Origin of the sequence: Agarilytica rhodophyticola (genome assembly GCF_002157225.2) — a bacterium.
In the GTDB taxonomy this organism is placed as follows: domain Bacteria; phylum Pseudomonadota; class Gammaproteobacteria; order Pseudomonadales; family Cellvibrionaceae; genus Agarilytica; species Agarilytica rhodophyticola.
In genome coordinates, this window is sequence record NZ_CP020038.1 from 590,189 (window position 1) to 614,423 (window position 24,235).

The window sequence follows — 24,235 nt, forward strand, 5'->3', positions numbered from 1 at the left end:
ATGATGATAAAACTGCGTTTTATTGATTGATGTAATGATTAATAATTTTAGTTTTTTATCTGGAATATTCTGTATATTAATTTGTTTTTAAAATATCTATCCTAATATGCGTTCAGCTATGAAAAGAACTATGTTATTGGCTTTCTCTGGACTTCATGTTGCTTTTCTTCGATATTCCCTGCTTTTATATATCTAATAGTTATAACGCAGTCTGTTCACAGTAATCTGACCCCTCTTAGTTGTGATAATTGTTACCATCTAAAAAATTATACAAATATAAGATTGTGTATAGCCTTCGAAATTCGCATAATCGCGCTTCCTTGAAGACAAATACAGTATAAGTAACAATCTATGAGTAGCATCCATTCTCGCATTGCTCAAGAATTGAGCGTTAGTGAACAGCAAGTTATAGCATCAGTCCAACTTCTTGACGAAGGCGCCACCGTTCCTTTTATCTCTCGATATCGTAAAGAGGTAACAGGAGGCCTTGATGATACCCAGCTACGTCAACTCGATGAGCGTCTCAATTATCTGCGTGAATTAGAAGATAGAAGGGCCACAATTCTAAAGTCCATTGATGAACAGGAAAAACTGACGCCGGAGTTGAGTGCTCAGATTAATGCCGCTGATACCAAGACTTTATTAGAAGATTTGTACCTGCCTTATAAACCTAAGCGTCGGACAAAAGCTCAAATCGCTCGCGAAGCGGGTCTAGAGCCTCTAGCAGACTTATTATTTGGTGATCCATCTAAAGCACCTGAAGCGGAAGCCCAAGCGTTCTTCAACGAAGAGCACAAGATTGTAGATATCAAATCGGCTTTGGATGGTGCTAAGCAAATCCTTATGGAGCGTTTTAGTGAAGATGCCGCGCTGTTAGAAAAGTTGCGTTCATTCTTGCGTAATGACGCTTATTTAAAAGCTGAAGTGATTAGCGGAAAAGAATCTGAGGGTGAAAAATTTCGCGATTACTTTGAACACAAGGAGATCTTTGCCAAAGTACCCTCTCACCGAGCATTGGCGATGTTTCGTGGGCGTAATGAAGGTATTCTAAATATCTCCTTTACATTAGAAAATGACCTAGAGCCAGGACAGAGCCACCCCTGTGAAACTATGGTAGCTCAACACTGGAATATTGCTGATGAAGGACGTGCAGGGGATGCTTGGTTAGCTGAGTGTGTACGTTGGGCGTGGCGAGTAAAGCTGGCGACCCATTTAGAGACTGACTTACTCAGTGATCTACGTGAGCGCGCCGAAGCGGATGCGATAGAAGTATTTGCCAGCAACTTGAAAGATTTATTGCTAGCTGCCCCTGCCGGACAAAAAGCGACTATCGGCCTTGACCCTGGACTTCGCACAGGTGTTAAAGTGGCTGTTGTGGATGCCACTGGGCAGGTATTAGATCACGGAGCAATTTTTCCTACACCGCCCCAAAATCGTGTCCGCGAAGCCGAAATGACACTTGTTGCCATGTGCAAGAAACACGATGTGCGCTTGATTGCCATCGGTAATGGTACTGCCAGCCGCGAAACAGATAAATTTGTTGGCGATATGCTGAAAGACCATAAAGATCTGAACGTGCAAAAGGTTATGGTGAATGAGTCGGGTGCATCTATATATTCCGCATCGGAGTTTGCGGCTAAAGAATTTCCTGATCTTGATGTAACGATTCGAGGTGCAATTTCAATCGCCCGTCGCTTGCAAGATCCATTGGCAGAATTGGTAAAAATTGATCCTAAATCCATTGGTGTTGGTCAATATCAGCACGACGTATCTCAGTCGCGTTTGGCTAAGTCCTTGGATACAGTAGTAGAGGACTGTGTGAACGGGGTAGGTGTGGAGCTAAATACTGCATCGGCACCTTTGTTAGCACGTGTGTCGGGTCTGAATCAAACTATTGCTAATAATATTGTAGAATTTCGCAACAAAAATGGCGCACTAAAAAATCGCGAGCAATTAAAAGAAGTGACCCGCTTGGGCCCTAAAGCTTTTGAACAAGCTGCTGGTTTTTTGCGTATCGCTAAAGGCGAAAATCCCCTCGATGCATCGGCTGTGCATCCTGAATCTTATTCAGTGGTTGAGCGTATTGCTAACAAGAATGAAAAAAATATCTCAGGCTTAATCGGTGACGCGGGCTTCTTAAGAACCTTGAAGGCGGATGATTATATTGACGAAACCTTCGGTGTTCCGACGGTAAAAGATATTATCCAAGAACTGGAGAAACCCGGCCGTGACCCAAGGCCCGAGTTTAAAACGGCACAATTCCAGGATGGGGTTGAAAAAATATCTGATCTTGAACCTGGAATGATCTTGGAAGGTGCAATCACTAATGTTACCAATTTTGGTGCCTTCGTTGATGTGGGTGTCCACCAAGATGGCTTGGTGCATATTTCTGCCTTGTCTAATACCTTTGTGAAAGATCCAAGAGAGGTTGTAAAAGCTGGCGATATAGTCAAGGTTAAAGTGATGGAGGTTGATGCTTCACGCAAACGAATTGCTCTCTCCATGCGTTTAGACGATGTGCCAGGAGAACAATCCTCCAGCAAAGGTGGTGATCGACCTAGCCGCAGTAATGGCGGTAAAAAGAAATCATACTCTGGCTCTAATCAATCTGCTGGCGGCGCTAAAGTGGGTACTATGGCAGCATTGTTTGAACAGGCGCAGAAGCAGCAAAAAAGGCGTTAATGCTGGTTGCCTAGTTTATTCATGTACAAAGGCCTTCTACTTTTGTACATGATGAAGCGCTCGCTAAGACATAGACGAAAGGTGATTAACAAGGAGTTCTTGAGAGCACTTATTTGCTCTTGATAGTACTTTTTATGCCTAAAGGTAGGCAAACTTATAACAATAATAAAAATTCATAACACTATTGGCCTGGAATTTGTGGCATAAGGTGATATTCTTTCACTTTATCTGGATACAGGACGATAGCGAGTTAGATGAAAGAATATGCGTGTCAGGCGTTTCATAGTAGCCTCGACAATGGTCGTAGTTCCGGTCGGCTAGTCGTCAGTGCGCGTGAACTGGATTTCATTATTGCCGGCCAGCATATTCGTTGTTCTTCTCACGATATCAATGTCCATATGGGAGGAGCGAGTAACCGCCTTGTCTTTTTTACTCACCCAAGTTATCCCGAATGGAATTTTTATACTAGCGATCGTCAAATTCTACATGACCCTTCCCTCAAGGCTATTCCCTCTGTTGAAAGCCTACTTAGCAAAGCTAGAGCTAAGAGGGCTTCAGGTTGGGCATTACTGGCCATGGTTGCTGCTATTATAGTTGCAGTGCCCTTATTTTTACTTTTTCGGATGGATTTAGTTACTGGCGCGATAGCTCCTGAGGTTCCGGTAAGCTGGGAGCAGTCTTTAGGCGAGAGTGCTCTTGCGCAATATCGTATTGGCGCTCAGTTCATGGAGGATGTGAAGGCTGAAGAAGCATTGGCGCCTTTAGTGTCGCCGTTAATAGAAGCGCTACCAGACAGTCGTTACTCTTACCAATTCTCGATTGTTAATGATTCGGCCGTCAATGCTTTTGCTCTGCCTGGGGGCAAGATAGTGATTCATTCATCGCTTATTCTCAAAGCACAAAGTGCAGAAGAGTTATTGGGTGTGTTGGCGCATGAAATCATGCATGTCGAACAGCAGCATGGCATTAGAAATGTTATGGGAGCCGCAGGTATTTATATTTTAATTAGTGGTATGTTAGGCGATGTCAGTGGTGTACTAGCTGTGTTAAGTAGTGCTGCTCCTTTATTATTAAACCAAAGCTATTCTCGTCGCTACGAACAACAAGCGGATAGTAAAGGACTAGAACTATTAGTGTCGGCCGGCATTGACCCCCGTGGTTTGGTGGATTTTTTTGCTAAATTGAAATCGCAAGAGGCAGAGCAATTAGCAAGTATTGAAGATGAGCAGGCTAAGGCAGTGATTGAACAGGCTATGGCATATTTGTCCACACATCCTGCCACCGATAGTCGTATCGCCCACTTGAACGAACTTATTGCTCAGTACCAAAATGAGTTCGTATCTGCAGAATTGTCGCAGTCATTCAAAGCGTTACAAAGTCGTGTGAGAGCATTTGTTGAGTCGGTACCTGCCGACTCAACACCAAGTGAGAATAAAAAAAATGAAAAGTGATATCAAAGGCGGCCAAGCGTTCTCTTATGTCGACATTACCCTTGATCCGGGTGACAGTATTGTCAGCGAATCGGATGCAATGTCGAGTATGGATCCTGCGCTAGATTTAACGGCGTCTTTTAATGGGGGCTTTATTAAAGGCCTGTTGCGAAAATTTCTAGGTAATGAATCCCTGTTCATTAGCCGCTTTAGTAACAACGGGAATAAGCCATGTAAATTGGTACTGGCCCCCGCTAATCCCGGTGAAATTAAAAGTATTGAGTTAAATAACGAAGCTTTTAATCTGCAACCAGGCGCTTTTATTGCCTGTACAGAAGGGGTTACGTTGGGGTTGCAGTGGGCAGGCTTTGTCTCTTGGATTGCCAGAGAGGGTCTTTTCCGCTTGCATATGAGCGGTAGCGGTAAGGTTTTTTATGGGGCTTATGGAGCCTTGCTTGAGAAAGATATCGATGGAGAGTTTATTGTTGATACTGGACACCTTGTCGCTTATGAGCCGGGCATTAAACTTAAGCTGCAGTTAGCCGGAGGAATTTTTTCTAGTTTCTTTGGTGGTGAAGGTCTGGTCACGCGAGTAGAAGGAAAGGGTAAGATTATTTTGCAATCACGAAGTATTTCTGGGCTTGCTGCTTGGTTAAACCCCAAACTATAAGACATTATAAGTAGTTGGTTCTTAAAAATTCACGATGAGTTCTTAAGAGTGTTAATAGGCATCTATCACTTTTTTATACGTACAAATATTAGGGCATCTCATGGACATAGAATTGATTCATCAGCCGGGCAACACCGCAGCCAGGGTGAGTTTACAAAAAGGGGAAGCACTTACTGCGGAATCTGGCGCTATGATTGCCATGAGTGGGCATATGAAGATTACTACTTCTACTCACAAAAAAAAGTCTGGCAGTTTATTTAAAGCAGCCAAGCGCTTGATCGCTGGAGAATCAATATTCCTCAATCATTTTGAGCCCGGCGAGAGCCATGGTGAAGTGATACTAGGAACTAACCTAGCCGGTGATATGATGAAGATGACACTTGATCAGGAAAATCTGATCGTACAAGGGGGATCCTTTCTTGCCTGCACAGAAGGTGTCGATATTGACCTGGGTTGGCAGGGCTTTAAATCTATCCTGTCCGGAGAGAGTGTTTTTTGGGTGAACCTAAAAGGAAGTGGCCAGATTATCGTGTCGTCTTTTGGCGCTATTTATCCTATCGAAGTTGACGGTGAATATATTGTCGATACTGGACATATTGTCGCATTTAATGAAACTCTAGATTTTTCTATCACTAAGGCTGGTAAGAGCTGGCTACATTCCTTTTTGGGGGGTGAAGGTCTGGTATGTAAATTTAATGGCCGTGGTACGGTGTGGTGTCAATCTCATAATCCAAGAAGCTTTGGTTCGCTATTGTCACCAAATCTTCGCGCGAGACGTGCATAAGGCTTAAAAAATGTCGGAAAAAAAATATAACATTTTGCTTACCGGAGAATTGCGTGAAGGGGTTGGGCATGAAACCGCTATCAATGCTTTTGCAACAATGTTCAAAATAAGTAATGACAAAGTCGTATCTATCATTAAGCAAGCACCACTTGTTATTAAAGAAAATCTAGATGAAGCTAGCGCTAAGAAATATGCTGCGGCTTTCAAAAAAATAGGCTTTGATTTTGAAGTAACTCCGATGGAGGTAGTATTACCTGATACGGTAAAAATTGAGGCCGTTTACGAGTCTACAGCGGTTAACCCTATTATTGATCCTGAGAAATACTTAGGGTTTCCTTATACTATTGAAGGTCGCCCTGACTACAGCTACCTGACAGTAAAAATACCAGCTAATCAGATGCTTAAAGTAGAAGCTTCTTCAATGGCGACCATGGATACTCATGTAAAAATGAAAACCCGAGTAAAAGGTGGGCTGGGGCGATTTTTAACGGGCGAAAGTATATTTATTAATGAATTTACGGCCGAGAATGCTCCGGGTGAAATTGGTATTGCGCCTGCGACACCTGGTGATTTATATCACCAGTATCTCGATGGTGATACTATCTATTTACAAAACTCAGCATTTGTTGCTTCGACACGAGGTGTTACTGTCGAGTCTAAATGGCAGGGAATGGTGAAAGGGTTCTTCTCCGGAGAAAAACTATTTCTAATTCGTTGCAGTGGTGTTGGCGACCTATGGTTTAATACTTATGGTGCAATGATAGAAATTGACGTTAATGATGACTATGTTGTCGATACCGGAAATATTGTTGCTTTTACTGAAGGCTTGGAATATAAAATTACCAAAGTTGGTGGTTATAAATCTTTATTTTTTTCCGGTGAAGGTTTTGTATGTCGCTTTAGTGGGAAAGGTAAAGTATGGATACAAACCCGCAGTGCCGCCGGGTTTGCATCTTGGGCGCAGTATTTTAGGCCAGCTAAATAATTCTCTAAGTAATATTCTCTCCAGGCACAAAAAATTTTATTAACACTTGTGAAAGAGGTATTTTTGTAAATACCTCGGTTTTTCTATAGCTAATATCAGCAGGTTCTAAAAAAGTTATTTATTTTTCGTTTTAGACGATGAGCTGGGAATAGTATCTAGTTCTAAAGTAGAAATAATTTCCAATGCCTGATCCCTATTTTTGCCACATATGTCTATGTCAGGGGCAAATTGCTTACACACATTCGGATAATGACTGGTGTTCCAAATAGTGCATTGCATAGAATTTTTATCTAAATTTGAACACATGACACCCGCAGGTTTACCATGAGGCATGCCGAAGAATGGATGCTTTATCGAAGGCGCTATACAACACGCGCCACAGTGTTTTCGACATTGGAACTCATGCATAGTAATAATCTGTGAAAGATAAAGGTATACTATAGCACTGTAACAGCATCAATCGATAACTGCATTTATGGCTGATATACCTTATAACATAGTGATAGAGTAATAATATGCCTTTGACACAAGAACTTTGTGATTTGCTCATTTGCCCTGCAAATAACACCCCTCTAGTTTTAAAAGAAAATGTATTGTCTTCAGGCGATGATAAAAGTCATTACCCTATTATTAATGGTGTACCGTGGTTACTACCTAACCCACAAAATTCCCTCACTGACTGGGGAATTAAACTCAATCACTTCAATCAAGTTTTGTTGAGTGAAATTCAAAATCTTGAAAAAGAAGCTGCACGAGCAGAGGGCGCAACTTTAGATAGGATCAAGCGCTTACTCGTAGGAAAGCAAGCATTTATTCGTCGAGTATCGGAACTTCTACTGCCCGTTGTAGCAAGTAAGAGTGGAAAAAAGAATATATATGATGCTCTGAATGATCGAGCTCCGACTACACAAAACTTACTTAGTTACGAAGCTAACCTATATCGAGACTGGGTATGGGGAGAAGAAGAAAACAGTATTACAGCTGATATTGTATGCTCACAAATACAAGGGCTTGATGCTAATAAAATCGTTGTACTAGGTGCTGGTGCCGGTCGTTTAGCTCTAGATGTTCATAAGACGTGTAAGTCTAAAATGACTGTGGCTACAGACATCAATCCCTTATTGGTTATGGCGGCTGAATATTTATTACAAGATCAGTCTTTCTCATTATACGAGTTTCCACTACAACCGAAAAAAACTGAATTTGTTGCTATCGAGCACCAGATTAAAGGCGAAGTAAAGCCTGAAGGATTCCATTTTATTTTTAGTGATGCAACAAAACCCTGTTTTAAACATGGTGCCTTCGATACCGTGCTAACCCCGTGGTTTATCGATATTCAACCTTTAGAGTTTGGCCGGTTTTTACGGCAGCTAAATCAATATATTCCCGTTGGCGGTTATTGGGTTAATTTTGGTAGCCTGGTCTTCAATCAGCGTAGAGATGCGTTATGTTATAGTATAGAGGAGGTGGTTGAGCTAGCGAATGTCCACGGGTTCGAAATTGAAAACATCGAAGAACATAATATTCCCTATCTAAAATCCCCTTACAATGCAGGGCATCGCATCGAGCATGTATGGAGCTGGCGAGCAAAAAAAATTACCGATGTAAATACTGTGAAAACTACGCAAAACTTACCCCTTTGGTTACTAGATGAGAAACAACCCATTCCTCAGGCACAGTATTTCCAGCAATTTTCATTTACTCACCGTATTTATGCTCAGCTAAGTGCCGAAGTAGACGGTAGAACCTCTATAAATAAAATTGCACGCAAGCTCGCCAAACAAAATAAAATAGATGAGACAGAAGCTCTTAACTTAACAAAAAAATTGTTTCAAGATATCTATCGCCAAAACAATTAAGCTAATAGACTCCCGTCTATTTCTATGTGATATGAAGTTTCGTGGTACTTCGAATAAGTCTTAAAGGCTAATAGCAAAGGTAATTTATGACATTTCGCTCGCACCTTGTTATCGTTCATATCACAGTCTTTATACTTGGCATGACAGGGTTATTTGCTAAATTTATTCCAGTCAGTCCCTGGACGATTATTGCTGGGCGTTCTTTTTTCACTGTCCTTTCCCTAGGTTTGGTTTTATTGGTATTGAGGAAAAGCTTTGGCTTTGGTAGCTTTCGCAATGCTTGCATTTTAGGTCTTTCTGGATGTGTACTTGCGCTGCATTGGTATACATTTTTCCACTCGATTCAGTTATCTTCAGTTGCCATTGGTGTAATCGGCTTTTCTACTTATCCAATCTTCGTAACGTTCATCGAACCTCTCATATTTAAAGAACGTTTAAAATGGCAAGATGTACTAAGTGGATGTTTAGTATTCTTAGGTTTGTTATTTGTTGTTCCTGAATTCAGTTTCTCGAATACCGATACAATTGCTCTTGGTTGGTCTGTGCTCGCAGGTTTTACGGCAGCTATGTTTACCATGATTAATCGTAAACTAACGAGAAATAATTACTTTGTCACTATTACTTTTTACCAACACATTGTTGCATTACTATGTACGTTACCTTTGGTCTGGAGTTTTTCTCTATGGCCGAACGTTGGTCAATTATTTCTTCTTTTAATATTAGGTGTTATATTTACAGCTCTTCCCCAGGCATTACTCAATAAAAGCTTAGAAGTAGTTAAGGCCCAATTGATAAGTGTTTTGATAGGATTGGAACCCATTTATTCCATTATATTTGCTGTTATTTTATTGAATGAAATTCCTTCTATTAGTACCGTTTTTGGTGGTGCTATTATATTGTTTGCTGTTATTTTTGCCACTATATCCCATAAATCTTATTAATATACTATTAATAAGACCTAATTAATTAAATACTACTAAGAATCGTCCAGTGAAGACAATAGAAGCGTTATGTGCGTGTCTGTGTGATTAGTGAGCTAATTACCTTATTCTTTGCAATATCCCTGTCTCGTATACATCAATGCTCAAGTACTTATCTATCGTTTTTGCTAAAAATAAGACGCTCTGATAATTTATAATTGTTGTATGTGTGCGCAAACTAACGAATAGATTTTTAGCCTCAATAAAACTTAACAAATAAAGAGAAAACCCAAAATATATTCATATTTCTTGATACTAGTATTAAGTTGTAGTTTCAATACTGCTGCGTTCTAGATACGCAGGAGTATATCTCCTCTTATGAAAAACAGAGCTTAAGGTTTTAGCTATTATATAATAATGTAATATAAATAATATTATAAAGTTTAATTTTTCTGCGAATAATGGGCTCTTAAGCTATTATTTCCTCTTAAGTTATTGCTTCTCTTTTATTTCTCTAAATTTAAATGCTTACAATATTATATTTATCCTTTTTGAATATTAATTTCTTAGAAAGCGGAATATATTTGCATGAGCTGTTGCATAAAAATAACTTATCTCAACATTAAAACACTATTTCTTTTAAAAAAGTAGTGCTTGCTCATAAATAATATATGTTTTTCTAGATACTTTAAATTGTTATAGCAAACCTATTCTTCTATTTCATAAAATTATATTTTATGCATAGCTTTATTAAAATAAGGCCGAAGGGCTTTATATTTTCTGTAACTTCTACTGCACGTTACTATGACAATAAAAATAATACGTGCCTCTCTGGCTTCTTCGAATCATTATTAGTTCTTCATTAGAAAAAATACTTCAATAAAGCAGAGAGAAGACTTATGAAAAATCAAATTATTATCCCACTTAATCAATCAAATAATGCTCGTTATAAAGCTGAGGTTCGCACATGTGTTCCTGCTGAAGCGAGAGCCGATATTAGTACTTATAAAAGTTGCTTTGTGGGTATTAGTCTGGAAAACCCCAGCTTTATAGGTAGCAAGCTGGCCTCTATTGTCGATTGGATTTCAAATCGTTTTTCGGATTGTACCTTCTTGCTAGGCGATAATGTGCATCGACTTACTCTGCAAATTAGAAAAGATCTAGGAGCAGAAGATAGTTTAAATCATGCACTAGGATTGGGAGATTATTATTTAAGAACGCACCAACATATACTCAAAAATACGAAAACTGGAAAGCCTTTCAAAGTTATTCGGGGAGCAGAAATTTATGATAATTGCAGTGTTATAAAATATCATGAAGCATTACAAACTCTATTCAAGGAGCAGGAATCATTTCGAGAAGCTGTTAGAGGATTTGCGCGACAGTTTATTTTGCGAGCAGAGAGTTTCGATATTTTGGCAACGGAGAATGCTGTTAACTTGTCCTGTCGTTATGTTCTCGAAGAGCTCGCCGAGACTTGTTACATGATTTCCCTTGGTCATAATACTTTAGTCTACCCTGGTTCATTAGCGATTTTTGAACAAATCTCTGAAGGTTGTTTTGTTGGACTCCCTAAAGAACTGGATAAGCTCGTGAATATTGGTCTTCGATTAAAAAGACGTGGGAAAAAACCAGTGGCTCAGCCACTTTCTGCATCGTAAATAGTATTTTGGCGCGGCATTATGCTGTTCGCTTAGCTATTTAAGGTACAATTAAGAGCCCTATCTAATAGCTATATTATGTTGAGAAGAATTTTTAGTCTTTTGAACGTTCAGTGGTCTGGTGATTATTATCATCTATGCCTGTTTGGGCTACTGTATTATGTAGCTGTAATTATAGGGCTTGAAAGTCGAGTCGAAGCTGTTGCCTTATTCTGGCCAGCTAATGGTGTAGCATTTGGGTTTTTCTTAATTAAGCCCTCAAAGCAGTGGCTACACTATATTTGTGTTATGAGCCTGGGTTATATTATCGGCATGTATGCCACTGGTGATTACTCGTGGACGATTATGTTCGGAGCGCTCGCTGCGAACATTATTCAGACTGTTTCAGGTACTGCCCTCGTTAGGTATTTCCTTCCTGGAAAAATAACTTTTGCGACTGTAAAAGAAATTATTACAATTTTGTTCTTGACTTCTATCGCCGGTTCGATGATCAGTGCTTGTTTCTCCGTGAGTATTTTAGGAGCTGGATTTATGAAAACACCATTTGAATTATGGGCAAGTGGTGTTATTGATAATGCTGGAAGTACAATAATGGCTTTGCCATTAGTTTTACTCTTATTGACAAGCTCAAACTTTTCTTTTAAAAATATAATTGAATATTCCAACACGTATAAAACTATTGAGTTTTTAGTTCTTATAATTACTACCTTCCTCTTAACCGAATATGTATTTAGTTTGGAGGCAAGTACAACCAGTTTAACCAGAACGCTGCCTTATTTGTTACTGCCGTGTGTACTATGGAGTGCCTTGCGCTTTTCGGGAATTACAGTTGCACTATTGGTTCTATTTGTAGGCACAGAGGCTGTTCGTCATACCGTTATTGGTCAAGGTCCCTTTTCTGATACATATAGCGGTTTTATATTAGTGCTCACTCTGCATTTATATATCAGTGTTACGATGATAACTGGATTGCTGTTTTCTGCTCTAATAAAACAGCAGCAAATGACGATGTACTCTCTTGCAGGTAGTATTGCCCACGAAGTGAGAACGCCTCTAAGCCAAGTGCTCTATCAATTGTACAAGCTTGAGCAATCCTACGAAGAGAGAGTTTCCCACAGTAACGTCGAAAAAAAAGAGAAGTGGCAAGATACTAAGAACACGGTACTCCATGGTTTGCAAGTAATCGATATGATTTTAAATGAGACCAAAGGCAATTTAATCTCATTGGGAAATTTAGAATACATCTCTGCTAAAGATGCAACTTTAAGTGCCGTTGAGAATTATGCCTATAGAAATCAATATGAGCGGTCAAGAGTTCAGGTAAGTGTCGATAAAGACTTTACGTTAAAAATTGAGCGCATGCTATTTGATCATATAGTGTTTAATTTATTAAAAAATGCGCTTTACTACATAAGTCACTACCCTGAGGCAAATATCGCTGTAACGGTTCGGGGAGATGTTCATTACAATACGATAGAAGTTCAGGATACTGGGCCAGGTATTGAAAAAGAAAAAATTCCCATGCTGTTCAATGAATTCTATTCAGATAAGAAAAGTGGTGGGACTGGGCTTGGGTTATCGTATTGTAAACGCACAATGAAAGCATTTGGTGGCGATATTTTATGCGATTCGGTCAAGGAGGAATATACAAAATTCACTTTAATATTCCCCAAGACTAAAGGTAACGCGGAGCCATCTGAAGTTGGTAAGCTAAAAGTATGTAGCGAATCGGAAAGCTGTAATGGCTTAGCTGGCAAAACTATATTGTATGTGGATGATGAAGAAATCAATCACATGATTCTCAACGAAGCTTTTGAGAATATGAATGTAGAGATACTCAATGTTTTCAGCGTTGATGATGCTATGAAGGCGCTAGCAAAGGTCGAGTGTCATGCAATTATTGCCGATCTCAACATGCCTTATAAAAGTGGTATAGATCTTGTACGTGAAATCCGCTCTAACCGTAAATTGGGATTACAATCCATACCTGTTATTGGCCTAGGTGGTGACCCTTCATTTATCGCAACGCGGGCATGTCTAGATGCCGGTATGAATGTGTATCTTCATAAGCCACTAAATAAAACAAAGCTTATGGAGGCTTTATGCTATCACCTCAATCCTGAGTTGGCTAAAGAGAAGCAACTAAAAGCTGCTGAAGATTAAGATCAAGCTGTTAAGAGTATGGGTGTCAACCAACGGGAGTTATATGATGCTGGAGCTCGTTTAATGCATGATATTGCGACACCGATTGCCACCATCAAAATGTGCTACGAGCCTTTGAAAGAATATGTTGATAACCTCGTGGGGTTCTACCATTCCCGCGATAATATTGGTAATAGCTGCCCTTCTAAAGATACTGTAGAGTGGTTTTCTAGTGTGCCACTTATGTACAGGGATTTAGCACAATCTAGCAGAAAGTATGCAGACAATTTTTGGCGGAATTTTTCAGATACAACTTACGCTGCCCAGGAACAGTTATTTGTTGAATTTACAACTGATATATCAAAAAATTGGTCGTTACTTGAAAAATACAAACCCTCAATACAATCTGATTTAGATGAGTTGACGGCTTTTTATAAAAATAACGCAGGCGATGTTCAGCCTATCTCTGATCAGGAATTGGCAAAGCTTGCGGACATCATGAAAATGTGTATGAATGCAGTATCCAGAGTAAATGAAAAACTATCGGTGATACGAGAAGAGCATGATATTAACTGAATTTGATAGTATCCAACTTAGAGCCATTGTTGATTTTCAATAGCAATAGTTTGTTCATTTTCTAGTGTCCCAGTATGCCCCGTTGACTTGGGCTCAAACATCATAATATGTGCTTCTTCTAATGCTTGTGGCTTATGCTCTACCCCCCTGGGGACAATAAAGCACTCGCCTTCATTGAGGGTAATGCTTTCATTGCGCAAGTGAATAATGATACTTCCCTTGATTACCTGAAAAAATTCATCTTCACCTTCATGTGTATGCCAAGAAAATTCTCCCAGAAATTTGGCAATTTTTATGTATTGCCCATTCAGCTCACCAACAATTTTAGGTGTAAAGTATTGATCGAATAGGCGAAATTTCTCTTCTAAATTAACTTTTTGCATATATTAATCTCGTCAGACTTTCGCATAGGCCGAGGCCCATTATTAGACGCTTCATTTACTTAAATTTTTTACTTCTTTGTACCTAAAGCACGTAGTTAGATGATCGTTGACCATTCCCACTCCTTGCATATAAGCATAACATGTTGTGCTACCTATAAACTTAAACCCCTTTTTCTTGAGGCTTTTACTCATAGCGTCGGATTCTTTTGTACTCGTTGGAACTTCGGATGCGCTTTTCCATTTATTTTGAATAGGTTTACCGTCGACAAAAGACCAAATATAACTGTCGAAACTGCCGTATTCCTGTTGTACCTCTAAAAATCGTTTAGCGTTTTCTATTGTGGCATTTATTTTTAATTTATGCCTTACGATCTCAGGGTTTTGTAATAATTTTTCAACTTTCTTTTCTGTATAGCGAGCTATTTTTTTCGCATCGAAATTGTCGAAGGCCTTTAAATACCCCTGCCTCTTGTTGAGTATTACAGACCAACTTAACCCAGACTGTGCTCCCTCAAGAATTAACATTTCAAAAAGAAGCCTATCATCGTGTACAGGAACACCCCATTCTTTATCGTGATATTCTATTTCTAAGGCGCTTGCTTCTGCCCAAGGACATCGTTTTATTTTCACTTGCCTATTATCTCCGTTAGTTTACGGCTGAGGGTAGAGTATTGTCGTTGTATCGGTCAAGCCCAATTCTTAAAGATGCCCATAATATAAGGATGAAAAGAAAGTCACAATCTATTGCAAATTAGGGTTGGGGTGTTATAGTAATGTATATCACCATATAAGGAATATCTCTTTGTCGCATAGATAGGGGGCTAGCGCTTGTTCGTTGTGTTTAGGTTAAAAAAGGTAGATAAGTAATGATGCATAGTGAGTGGAAAGATGGTGAGCCAATATACCGTCAATTAAAAAGCAAAGTGATATCGCTCATATTAAATGGAACCTACCAGGAAGAGGCTGCGTTACCTTCTGTGAGAGAAGTTTCTAGTGATCTTAATATCAATCACCTCACAGTATCTAAGGCATATCAGCAATTAGTTGCTGAAGGATTACTAGAGAAAAAACGGGGTTTAGGCATGTTTGTTATCGCAGGCGCAAAGAATATTATTATGGAAAAAGAAAAAGAAAAATTTTTTAACAGTGAACTGCCGGAATTTATTCTACGCATTAAGGAACTAGGTATTTCAACAAGTGATGTAGTCGAAAAGCTAAAACAATAGGAGAGGGAGAATGAAAGATAGCGCGGAGACTGAGGTTATTATAAAGGCTGAGAGGTTACATAAAACCTATGGGTCTACAAAAGTTATCAATGACATCACATTCGATGTTAGTGCTGGACAAGTCTTAGGTGTTATTGGGCCTAACGGTGCAGGCAAAACAACACTTTTGAAAGCTTTATTAGGTCTAACTCCTATAGATGGAAACTTAGATGTTTTAGGTTTTTTACCCAGAAAACAACGTACTAAACTATTAGAGCATGTGTGTTTTATTGCTGATACTGCGATTTTACCTCGCTGGATGACGGTCTCTCAAGCGTTAGACTTTGTACAAGGTATTCACCAAAAATTTGATCGTGAAAAAGCAGAGAGTTTTCTCGCTAGCACTTCAGTTAAGCACAATAAAAAAATTCGTCAATTATCTAAAGGTATGATAACCCAGTTACATTTGGCATTAGTAATGGCTATTGATGCTAAGTTATTAGTTCTCGATGAGCCGACTTTAGGGTTAGATATTATTCATCGTAAAGAATTCTATAGCAGATTGCTTACTGAGTACTATGATAAGAACAAAACAATTATTATCACTACCCATCAAGTAGAAGAAATTCAAAATATTCTCACGGATGTAATATTTATCGATCAAGGCCAAATTATATTGCAGGAGTGTTTAGATGATATTCCTAATCATTATGTAGCACTTGAAGTGAGAGATGAAAATATATCGCTAGCCCGAGAACTTTCTCCTTTGTCTGAGCAGAGGATGTTAGGTGGAGCAGTTATGATCTATCGTTCTGGTAACTTGGAGATGCTGAAAAAGCTAGGGGAAATAAAAACACCGGATATTGCAGATTTATTTCTAGCGACGATCAAGTCATCAAACCAAAAATAAGGAGGGCAGTCATGAATAAAGTAAAATTTATAATGCTTTTTAGGCGAGAGTTGTGGGAGCATAAGAAATCTTTCTTTGGTGTGTTTGCTGCCTTGGGTGGAGTATTTTTATTTGTTTTGATTACATTTTTAACTAAGATCTATTTGAATAATGATCTTCCGCAAGATTTTGTAATTGATATTGAAAATATTTCAGTAGATCAGATACGTCCATCTCTGCATACTTTTGTAGTGGTATTTTTTTATATTTTTATTTCTATATCTACTTTGGTTACGATGAATTATTTACTCGGTTCTCTATACGATGATCGTAGAGATCGCAGTATTTTATTTTGGAAATCCATGCCCATTTCCGAAACTCATAATGTTCTCGTGAAATTTTTAACAGGGCTGCTTATTGTTCCTGTTTCGGCGTTGATCATCAGCCTCGTTACTATTCTTATACTCTTAATTATCGTGACTTTACTCAGTTTTATTCTTGGTTTGGGGAATATAGGTCTTGTATTATTTAACTCCGGTCTTGTCTTAGCTTTTTTCAGCGCCTTGTTGTTTATTTTTGCCAGTGGCTTATGGTTTTCACCGATTTATAGTTGGCTGATGTTGGTATCATCATCAACTTCTGGTTCTCCGATGATGTGGTCTATTCTACCTCCACTAGGCATTATAATTGTGGAGAACATCTTTTTTGGTCGATCATGGCTATTCAATATTTTCGCAAGTTATATTCCTGATTTTAATAATCATATGAAAGATTATTTTGGTGATGGTCACGAGTTTATGAATAGCCTGAGTAAAAGTTTTTTATCTGGCCCAGAAGTTTTTGTAGGCATTATTGTTTCTTTTGTTTTTCTGTCATTGGCAATTTGGATGAGAAACAATCGTTATGAGATGTAGTTTATGATAGACGCTGTTAATGCCTCCGGGCGTATTGGTTTGGGGGCGGAACGTTTTTCCCTTGCCGTATATATCGCTAATCGTCCGCCTATGCCGGAATATCAGGCACTTACAAAGATGAGATCCCTGGTAAAAGGAGAGGTTTATTCTATTGCGCAACAAACCGGCAATCATTGGCGTAAGATATTTAATGTCTATGCCAAGTTTTTGTATGCGCTTAAATGGTCTAACAGTCATAACGGTTGGCGCCAATATCGTGATTTATTTTTACTGCAAGGAGATACAAAAGAAGCCTTGTTATTTTCGAAGCCAAACTTTGATTTTGACTGTATTCATATTATCGCCGGAAAAACGTATGCTGCTGAGTTAAATATGCCCTTTAGTATCGATTGGCAAGATGCATTTTTTGCCATTAACAAAAGTAAGCGTGTTATTGTTTGTCCCTATTTTGATTATCGACAGCTGAGTAACGAGAGAATTGATCAGCTAGTGAAATATGTACAAATGATGAGTGTCAGTTAGGATTAATGTCTAGAGAATATCAAGTATTATCGGATGTAAGTGAATCCGAATATGAAATCAAAAAGAGTCGTTTTATTGCCATTGCCTTGCCGGCATCCAGTCGCGAGCAAGCGTTGCTACGTCTTGATGAGACTCGGTCACAATATCCCGACGCTAGGCACCATTGCTGGGCGTATTTAATTGGTAACCCCCTGTCCCCCGCCTTGGTGGCAATGTCTGATGATGGTGAGCCCAGTGGCACAGCGGGAAAACCTATTTTGAATGTACTGCAGCACAAATGTGTAGGCAACATTATGCTAGTGGTTGTACGTTACTTTGGTGGTATTAAATTAGGAGCTGGAGGTTTAGTTAGAGCCTATAGTTCGGCAGCCCAACAGGTCATGGATAAAATATCAACGTATACGAAATTCCCGCTTATAGATATTGTGGTTGAGGGTGGGTTTGCTCTAGAACAGCCTCTTCGGCACTGGCTGAGCTTACACTCAGGTGAAATGGTGGACGTTGATTATCAGCAGGTGGTACGTTTTAATCTTGCTATTAAACCTGAAGAATTGCCAACCTTAACAGATTTTCTTTCTGCTCAGGGCGGCACCTTGATTGCTGAACAATAATGTCTAGGCAAAGATGAGGGATAAGGGGGGGATTAAGAGTAGAAAACAATAAGTTATTGTTTTCTACTCTTAATATAATTATCAAAGCGTTTTTAAGTACTCTAATAGATCCCAGCGCTCAGCTTCAGTCAGACTGGGCAATATCTCTCCGTTAGGCTGCGGTGTGCGTCCTGCCGCGTACTCGTGGCCATTATTAAAATTACCGCGCTTGTTAGTTGTAAAGGAAAACCCCTCATAGCCCTCATAGACAAAGCCTACTTTTTTCGGGTCAAACTCCCGTGTACCGATCATAAAAGTATCGGGTCTGTAACGGCCGTCTTCAGGATCACCTTCGCGTTTTTTGGGCAATAATAGGTCATACAATGTTGGTACTGAACCATTATGAAGATAAGGCGCGGTAGCCCAGATACCATTTAATGATCTTGCCTTATATGAGAGTAAAGATCGAAACGGCTCGGCTGTAGTATCAGGCTCATAGGTGCCTTGTTTAATACTCGGCTTAATATCGTTATCAAAAAATGATCCTGCCAGAGTGTAAATCAAATCTAACCAACGCCTAATAAATCCTTTATCTGGATCTGGCGTTGCAACCACACCACGAGTGGTTGCCGTAAGGATTACTGCAACAGGTGCTTCTTCGCCAAGAATAATATCTCCACCCACATCTACGCCTTGATAAGTCCCTTGGAAATTCCCTGTTTTGCCTTTGTAGTTAATACTGTTTTCAGCCATGGCAGGGTCAGTCTTGACGTCCTCAAGCGAGGACATATGGCCTATAACGACCCTATCCCAGTCATTTCTATCTATCACCTGGTGACATGACTGACAGTAGTTGGCATAGATGAGCTGACCTCTCTGCGCTTGCTCCTGGTCAATTGACCCCAGCATTTCTTGCGGCCACAAGGGCGATTTCAAACTTTTTAATTGATGCTCCAGTCTTTTAAGGTTCGTTAAGTCAGTAGAAGATTCGAACTTCACTTTTTTGTGTTTATTCTTTTGGCCTGATAGGTGAGCGCTGAGACTGAAGAAAGGCTCACTTGCTTGCCAGTCAAGAGTTGCAAACACGCCAGTAACTTCACCGGCATTTCTACCTAGTGGTCCTGCACCTGCGTTACCGGCAATGCCATTCCATTGAACATAGTCTGAATGAGTGATATCCCAAAGAAAGGGGTAGCTTACTGGCGCATTAGGTTCGTTAAACAAATAATCTCGTAAACGGAGGATATTTGTGTAACTGAGGTTAGGGTAGTCTCCCTCGTCCGAGCTCAGCCGCTCTAAAATAAGGGCAAATTGGTTGTCGCCAATAATTGTTTCATCTACTCCCTTAAGCACCGCATCCACTTGCTTTGGGGTAAGCATGCGCTCGCCTCTAGCATTGGTGGCGATAAGCATTAGGGTGCGGGCTTGGTCTTTATTGATAACATGCTGCAATACCCGGTTAAATATGCGTCCGAAGGCGTCGAGGCGCGAAAATCCATATTTAACTTTACTGTGGTTGACCGTGTTGTAATTTAGAATAACTCCCGTCCATTTTTCTAAGTCTTTTTCCACTTCTTCAGCACGGCTATAGTCATTATCGAGCGCCAACACATTGTTGATAAAACGCTCTCTTTTCGCCTTATCATCCCGCGTCGTCATCATGGCTTTTTGCATTTCGTGGAGATAGCCAACCATATCAGCCATAGCAGGCCCACCATCGATGCGAATGGCCTGACCTTTATAATTAATTTGTGCCGTATGACAGGCCGCACAGGTATATCCTATGTAGTCTCTACCCTTGTATTCGTCTTTAGTGAAACCTACTGCTAGGGCGTCTTCGTTGAAGAAGCTCTTAGCTTGGGGCAGGTAACGATACTTATGGAATATCTTATCGGATTTAAATTTCTCTTCGCTGTCTGCTAGTTCCAGAGCGAGAAAAAAATCATAGGGAATTAAATTCGATCCCTGAGTGGTGTTGTAAAACCACATGCTATCTGAATTATCCCAACCTTGATCGAGATAAACCGGTGTTGAGAAGTCTTCACCAAATTCGCCACTGGTGATGGCAATTGCTCCTCTATCGGGATGATCATCCCAGTGCTGATAAATCTTACCGATAATGAGAGTAATACACATACTCGTTATGACGAGTATGCACATCAGACGCAACATCCTGAAATTCTTTTTTAGAATGCTTACAAGTAATAAGATTAAGAACTTTATGGGGGCAAAAAGAGACTGTACATGCATGACCTTGTCCTTCCTGGTATTTATTAATTTTTATGATCAACTTCTAATGTGTTTCCAAGTTTCCTAGAGCATTAGATCTAACAACTGACTATCTATTGTGTGTAACAAAAACTCCTAATAAGTTAACTAGCTGGAATTGTTTTTGATGTCAAATACAAATAAATCAGTATTTTTGTGATATTACTTCACGACATTGCCATAATAATAGTGTCTGAAAAACTTAGCTCAGAGTAAAGCATATTTTTAGATGATTTTTTATTAAGCTGGAGCAGCTTGTATAGTTAAATAGTGCAGAACATCAATATAGCATACTTTATTAAGCTATTATTTAGCTGGAAATAATCATTCTTGCCAATATATGTTTGTTTTTTATGCGTTTTAAGCAGAGTGTCGATTTTCTTTACTTGGTGCTTTTTGTATGGAGATAAATTAAATTCATTGCCACACAATGTAAGTGCTTATACTACTATTGAGTGTGAAAAATCAGAACCTACCACTTGATAACTAAGACTATCTTGCTCACGCCTACTAGTGTCTAATACAGGTTTTTATCAGCATGTAACCCTGTGATATTAGTGTTGGTTATTCAGCAATTAAGAAATAGTAGTAATTAATGATGGCTATAAAATCGATAGATTTATTGGATAGTATCTATAAAGAAGTGAGTGTTGTTATTCTGCGTCGACAACACCCTGTCACTGGCTTGCTTCCTGCCAGTACGTCAATTAATACACATGGTAACTATACTGATGCTTGGGTAAGAGATAATGTCTACTCGATCATGTGTGTTTGGGCGCTGGGGCTAGCGTATCGCAAGCATGGAGAAAAAATCCGCAGTGATGAGCTTGAGCAATCTACTATCAAACTTATGCGTGGCTTGTTACAGTCGATGATGCGCCAAGCAGATAAAGTTGAAATCTTCAAACATTCCCTAAATCCGATTGATGCTCTGCACGCAAAATACGATACTGCTACAGGTTTGCCTGTGGTAGCTGATGATGCCTGGGGCCATCTGCAAATTGATGCGACATCTCTATTCTTATTAATGCTAGGGCAAATATCTGCTTCAGGTTCGAGAATTATTTTTACCTATGATGAAGTGGACTTTATCCAAAACTTGATTTACTACATTGCTGGAGCTTATCGGACACCTGATTTTGGTATTTGGGAGCGAGGCAACAAAATTAATAATGGTAAAACAGAAATTAATGCAAGTTCTCTAGGAATGGCGAAAGCCGCTTTGCAAGCTCTCGACGGCTTTAACTTGTTTGGTAAAAATGCGTCCCCTAGAGCAATCGTACACACTGTCGCAGATTCTATTTCTCTTGCTCGTGCTACTCTTGCATCGATATTACCCCGCGAGAGCCTATCTAAAGAAGTGGATAGTGCGCTTTTAAGTATTATTGGTTTTCCTGCATTTGCCGTTGGTGATGAAGCTCTTGTAATTAAAACCCGAGATAAAATTTTGGCTACCCTCGGTGGCAACTACGGTTGTAAACGTTTCATTTGGGATGGTCATCAGACCGTTTTAGAGGATAGTTCTAGGCTTTATTATGAGCATACTGAGTTGGCGAATTTTGAAAATGTAGAATCGGAATGGCCATTGTTTTACACCTTCTTATATATCGATGCACTATTTAATGAGAATGAAGCAACAGCAAAATATTACCGTGATAAAATTGAAAGTCTTATGGTTGAAGTGGATGGTTTTGGCCTAATTCCTGAACTTTACTATTTGCCCGAAGAAAATATAGCAGCAGAAAAAAAACACCCACGTAGTCAACAACGAGTGGCTAACGAAAATGTTCCTTTAGTATGGGCACAAAGTCTTTATTTAACGGGATTAATGATTGACGAGGGCCTGCTGACAACTCAGGACTTAGATTCCCTGAGGTTACGTCGCCGTTCTACTCGTTTTATTCAACCAGAAATTGCACTTGTCGTATTAGCCGAAAATGATGAAGTCAAAGAGCTCTTGTCTAAAAATGGTGTTATCGCTGAATCCTTAGATGATATTCGTCCGATTAATGTAATCTCAGCACCTCACTTAGTCGAAGCCTATGCGCAAGTAGGCGCCAATGCATCTCTTGGTTTGACTGGACGACCCAAGCGGCGTTTACAGAGCCTATCAACCTCGAAAACTTATGACATTAACGGAACACAATTTCTTTGCTTGTCCTGGATTCAGGGTGATGAGGATGATTACTTAAACTACGATGCTAGGTGTATGGCATATAAGATCGAGCAAGAAATTTCACATATTCGTAAACACTGGCTCAATACTGAGGTGGCTGTATTTACATTTATGGTAGAGCAGCGTACCTGCAAACTTGCTGATATAGATAGACTTTTTCAAACGTTGCGTAGCTTCCAGCTGAAAGCTAATAATGAGCGTGTCGGATATGCATCGGCTAAATTAGCCTACCGGGCATCGAGTAATAGTAAATTTATAGTAGATAATCTTTGTATTACACCTATTTATCCTAATGGTATTGATAGTGATAAAAGTTTAATTGACCACTTACCTGATGCCCCTAATGCTGATACAAAATGTTTTGTTGATGAGTATCAGCACATTCTAAAAACAAACTCTGATGCTTTTGAGGTGGACAGCAGGATTTATGTATTAATTAAACAGTTTACAGATAGTCGCCAACTGCACGATGAAACAGATATCGATAGTAGACAATATCTACTGGAAGTATTTGACCAAATATACTATATCGCATGTAGAAATAATCACTGGCGAAGTGCTCGTTTTTGCTTTACCTTATTAAATAAAGTGCACTCTGGACTTTCGGAAGGACTCAGTCTTCTAGGTTCACGCCATTTGTCTGTGGTATTAGGGAGCAGTGAAACTCAATATAAAGAGTTACATCTATCTTCTTCTAATGAAGACGTTATACAGAGTATCAAAGACATTGCTCAAAGTTGTTTGGAGCGCAGCCTTATCCAGGAACTCTTAGCTATTATTGGCTCCTTAGTTCGTACCAACCCTGACTTGTTTGATGGTCTGCGTTCTATCTACGTCCATAACTTACTTGCACTTTGCGCTAAAAACAAACAGGTATCTGACTACTATCAAGGTATCGAAACCCTTGCTTCCTTGTCTCCCGTTAAGTTCTTAGATTGCCTTACAGATATTTTGCAAAGGCAGAAAAAAACATTTACCCAAGGAATTAAACTTAACCTCTCACAAAATCATAGCAATAAAGACTTTTTAGATAGTGCCGCAGAACAGGCACATGCAATTGATACAGATTGGCTACAATGGCGTTCAGCCCGAGGACTGATTCAACGCTTCGATGAGACTTTTTTAAAGCAAATTTGGCAAAGTTTAGCGCACACAAAGTATATTATTTTTGGTGATCTGAAAAGCGAAGAGTGTGCCTTGGACACTGAAGCTATTCGTCGCTCGATGACACCCGGTGAAGAGAGTTTTGCACACTTGATTGATAGTTATACCCAGCAACTACATCCGCCTTATTACAAGAGCGCTGTAGTTGAAACGCTTTACGCTTACACGCAATATTGCCAGAAAAACACTGAGGTATATTTTAATGATTGTTTAGATCTTGGTGCTATATTAGAAAGTGCTGCTGATGCTTTTGTTAAGGACTGTAGAAAAAACGATATGTCTGTTAGAAGTTTAGATATTGCAATTGAGCTATCGCCTTTTCAACTGCAAGAATATTTAATGAAGGTTCTGCCTGATTTTATATCAGGCACTAAAGAGGAGAGCGAACAGTAAGCTTGACCAAAATCAACTAAAT

The 24,235-nt window shown here is 39.5% G+C and carries 20 protein-coding genes; 16 read left to right on the forward strand and 4 right to left on the reverse strand.

Features of this window, described 5'->3' with window-relative positions; translation table 11 throughout:
- Positions 1-351: 351 nt before the first annotated feature.
- From BVC89_RS02495 to BVC89_RS02515, 5 genes are all read left to right on the forward strand, one after another.
- Entirely contained in the window at positions 352-2,682 is a 2,331-nt protein-coding gene (locus BVC89_RS02495; protein ID WP_086929693.1) for a Tex family protein, read from the forward strand.
- A 254-nt stretch (positions 2,683-2,936) separates the two neighbouring features.
- Complete coding sequence (locus BVC89_RS02500) at positions 2,937-4,133, forward strand: M48 family metallopeptidase (RefSeq protein ID WP_086929694.1); 1,197 nt, start codon at positions 2,937-2,939, stop codon at positions 4,131-4,133.
- A complete protein-coding gene (locus BVC89_RS02505) occupies positions 4,123-4,782 on the forward strand; it encodes a TIGR00266 family protein (RefSeq protein ID WP_086929695.1) in 660 nt (219 codons plus the stop codon). The genes BVC89_RS02500 and BVC89_RS02505 overlap by 11 nt, the downstream gene beginning before the upstream one ends.
- 100 nt (positions 4,783-4,882) lie before the next feature.
- The gene (locus tag BVC89_RS02510; RefSeq protein WP_086929696.1) at positions 4,883-5,566 is read left to right on the forward strand and encodes a TIGR00266 family protein; all 684 of its coding nucleotides are present in this window, start codon (positions 4,883-4,885) and stop codon (positions 5,564-5,566) included.
- A 10-nt stretch (positions 5,567-5,576) separates the two neighbouring features.
- Positions 5,577-6,551 carry a TIGR00266 family protein gene (locus BVC89_RS02515; RefSeq protein WP_086929697.1) on the forward strand — a complete coding sequence of 325 codons (975 nt, stop codon included), beginning with the start codon at positions 5,577-5,579 and terminating at the stop codon, positions 6,549-6,551.
- Positions 6,552-6,665: 114 nt separating this feature from the next.
- Here BVC89_RS02515 and BVC89_RS02520 read toward each other — a convergent pair whose 3' ends face one another.
- Entirely contained in the window at positions 6,666-6,959 is a 294-nt protein-coding gene (locus tag BVC89_RS02520) for a YkgJ family cysteine cluster protein (protein WP_086929698.1), read from the reverse strand.
- A 107-nt stretch (positions 6,960-7,066) separates the two neighbouring features.
- Between BVC89_RS02520 and BVC89_RS02525 the strand changes: the two genes are divergently transcribed.
- The 5 genes from BVC89_RS02525 to BVC89_RS02545 all read left to right on the forward strand — a co-directional run bounded on the left by BVC89_RS02525 (position 7,067) and on the right by BVC89_RS02545 (position 13,709).
- Positions 7,067-8,410: a class I SAM-dependent methyltransferase gene (locus BVC89_RS02525; RefSeq protein WP_086929699.1), complete on the forward strand. Its 1,344-nt coding sequence runs from the start codon at positions 7,067-7,069 to the stop codon at positions 8,408-8,410.
- A gap of 86 nt (positions 8,411-8,496) precedes the next feature.
- Positions 8,497-9,351, forward strand: a complete 855-nt coding sequence (locus tag BVC89_RS02530) for a DMT family transporter (protein ID WP_086929700.1) — start codon at positions 8,497-8,499, stop codon at positions 9,349-9,351.
- Between the two features lie 878 nt (positions 9,352-10,229).
- Complete coding sequence (locus BVC89_RS02535; RefSeq protein ID WP_086929701.1) at positions 10,230-10,991, forward strand: tRNA-dependent cyclodipeptide synthase; 762 nt, start codon at positions 10,230-10,232, stop codon at positions 10,989-10,991.
- A 78-nt stretch (positions 10,992-11,069) separates the two neighbouring features.
- On the forward strand, positions 11,070-13,154 hold the full coding sequence (locus BVC89_RS02540) for an MASE1 domain-containing protein (protein ID WP_086929702.1): 2,085 nt from the start codon (positions 11,070-11,072) through the stop codon (positions 13,152-13,154).
- Positions 13,155-13,172: 18 nt separating this feature from the next.
- A complete protein-coding gene (locus BVC89_RS02545; protein ID WP_086929703.1) occupies positions 13,173-13,709 on the forward strand; it encodes a hypothetical protein in 537 nt (178 codons plus the stop codon).
- Positions 13,710-13,726: 17 nt separating this feature from the next.
- On the opposite strand, the gene BVC89_RS02550 is transcribed toward BVC89_RS02545, so the two are convergent.
- A complete protein-coding gene (locus BVC89_RS02550) occupies positions 13,727-14,092 on the reverse strand; it encodes a cupin domain-containing protein (protein WP_086929704.1) in 366 nt (121 codons plus the stop codon).
- 51 nt (positions 14,093-14,143) lie between these two features.
- Positions 14,144-14,722 carry a DNA-3-methyladenine glycosylase I gene (locus tag BVC89_RS02555; protein ID WP_216825075.1) on the reverse strand — a complete coding sequence of 193 codons (579 nt, stop codon included), beginning with the start codon at positions 14,720-14,722 and terminating at the stop codon, positions 14,144-14,146.
- Between the two features lie 236 nt (positions 14,723-14,958).
- Here BVC89_RS02555 and BVC89_RS02560 point away from each other — a divergent pair, with 236 nt between their 5' ends.
- The 5 genes from BVC89_RS02560 to BVC89_RS02580 are packed head-to-tail and all read left to right on the forward strand — an operon-like array spanning position 14,959 to position 18,233.
- Positions 14,959-15,318: a GntR family transcriptional regulator gene (locus tag BVC89_RS02560; RefSeq protein ID WP_245929301.1), complete on the forward strand. Its 360-nt coding sequence runs from the start codon at positions 14,959-14,961 to the stop codon at positions 15,316-15,318.
- A gap of 10 nt (positions 15,319-15,328) precedes the next feature.
- Complete coding sequence (locus tag BVC89_RS02565) at positions 15,329-16,207, forward strand: ABC transporter ATP-binding protein (protein WP_086929705.1); 879 nt, start codon at positions 15,329-15,331, stop codon at positions 16,205-16,207.
- A gap of 11 nt (positions 16,208-16,218) precedes the next feature.
- On the forward strand, positions 16,219-17,100 hold the full coding sequence (locus BVC89_RS02570) for a hypothetical protein (protein ID WP_086929706.1): 882 nt from the start codon (positions 16,219-16,221) through the stop codon (positions 17,098-17,100).
- Positions 17,101-17,103: 3 nt separating this feature from the next.
- On the forward strand, positions 17,104-17,622 hold the full coding sequence (locus BVC89_RS02575; protein ID WP_086929707.1) for a DUF6942 family protein: 519 nt from the start codon (positions 17,104-17,106) through the stop codon (positions 17,620-17,622).
- Positions 17,623-17,627: 5 nt separating this feature from the next.
- On the forward strand, positions 17,628-18,233 hold the full coding sequence (locus tag BVC89_RS02580) for an IMPACT family protein (protein WP_086929708.1): 606 nt from the start codon (positions 17,628-17,630) through the stop codon (positions 18,231-18,233).
- Between the two features lie 81 nt (positions 18,234-18,314).
- On the opposite strand, the gene BVC89_RS02585 is transcribed toward BVC89_RS02580, so the two are convergent.
- A complete protein-coding gene (locus BVC89_RS02585; protein ID WP_245929303.1) occupies positions 18,315-20,372 on the reverse strand; it encodes a di-heme-cytochrome C peroxidase in 2,058 nt (685 codons plus the stop codon).
- Positions 20,373-21,075: 703 nt separating this feature from the next.
- On the opposite strand from BVC89_RS02585, the gene BVC89_RS02590 reads away from it, so the two are divergent.
- On the forward strand, positions 21,076-24,213 hold the full coding sequence (locus BVC89_RS02590; protein ID WP_245929305.1) for a glycoside hydrolase family 15 protein: 3,138 nt from the start codon (positions 21,076-21,078) through the stop codon (positions 24,211-24,213).
- Positions 24,214-24,235: the final 22 nt, after the last annotated feature.

Excerpts from the sequence above, each read along its gene's own strand:
- BVC89_RS02495 (WP_086929693.1), top strand. The coding sequence starts at position 352 with ATGAGTAGCATCCATTCTCGCATTGCTCAAGAATTGAGCGTTAGTGAA.
- BVC89_RS02500 (WP_086929694.1), top strand. The coding sequence starts at position 2,937 with ATGAAAGAATATGCGTGTCAGGCGTTTCATAGTAGCCTCGACAATGGT.
- BVC89_RS02505 (WP_086929695.1), top strand. The coding sequence starts at position 4,123 with ATGAAAAGTGATATCAAAGGCGGCCAAGCGTTCTCTTATGTCGACATT.
- BVC89_RS02510 (WP_086929696.1), top strand. The coding sequence starts at position 4,883 with ATGGACATAGAATTGATTCATCAGCCGGGCAACACCGCAGCCAGGGTG.
- BVC89_RS02515 (WP_086929697.1), top strand. The coding sequence starts at position 5,577 with ATGTCGGAAAAAAAATATAACATTTTGCTTACCGGAGAATTGCGTGAA.
- BVC89_RS02520 (WP_086929698.1), bottom strand. The coding sequence starts at position 6,959 with ATGCATGAGTTCCAATGTCGAAAACACTGTGGCGCGTGTTGTATAGCG.
- BVC89_RS02525 (WP_086929699.1), top strand. The coding sequence starts at position 7,067 with ATGCCTTTGACACAAGAACTTTGTGATTTGCTCATTTGCCCTGCAAAT.
- BVC89_RS02530 (WP_086929700.1), top strand. The coding sequence starts at position 8,497 with ATGACATTTCGCTCGCACCTTGTTATCGTTCATATCACAGTCTTTATA.
- BVC89_RS02535 (WP_086929701.1), top strand. The coding sequence starts at position 10,230 with ATGAAAAATCAAATTATTATCCCACTTAATCAATCAAATAATGCTCGT.
- BVC89_RS02540 (WP_086929702.1), top strand. The coding sequence starts at position 11,070 with ATGTTGAGAAGAATTTTTAGTCTTTTGAACGTTCAGTGGTCTGGTGAT.
- BVC89_RS02545 (WP_086929703.1), top strand. The coding sequence starts at position 13,173 with ATGGGTGTCAACCAACGGGAGTTATATGATGCTGGAGCTCGTTTAATG.
- BVC89_RS02550 (WP_086929704.1), bottom strand. The coding sequence starts at position 14,092 with ATGCAAAAAGTTAATTTAGAAGAGAAATTTCGCCTATTCGATCAATAC.
- BVC89_RS02560 (WP_245929301.1), top strand. The coding sequence starts at position 14,959 with ATGATGCATAGTGAGTGGAAAGATGGTGAGCCAATATACCGTCAATTA.
- BVC89_RS02565 (WP_086929705.1), top strand. The coding sequence starts at position 15,329 with ATGAAAGATAGCGCGGAGACTGAGGTTATTATAAAGGCTGAGAGGTTA.
- BVC89_RS02570 (WP_086929706.1), top strand. The coding sequence starts at position 16,219 with ATGAATAAAGTAAAATTTATAATGCTTTTTAGGCGAGAGTTGTGGGAG.
- BVC89_RS02575 (WP_086929707.1), top strand. The coding sequence starts at position 17,104 with ATGATAGACGCTGTTAATGCCTCCGGGCGTATTGGTTTGGGGGCGGAA.
- BVC89_RS02580 (WP_086929708.1), top strand. The coding sequence starts at position 17,628 with ATGTCTAGAGAATATCAAGTATTATCGGATGTAAGTGAATCCGAATAT.
- BVC89_RS02585 (WP_245929303.1), bottom strand. The coding sequence starts at position 20,372 with ATGTGCATACTCGTCATAACGAGTATGTGTATTACTCTCATTATCGGT.
- BVC89_RS02590 (WP_245929305.1), top strand. The coding sequence starts at position 21,076 with ATGATGGCTATAAAATCGATAGATTTATTGGATAGTATCTATAAAGAA.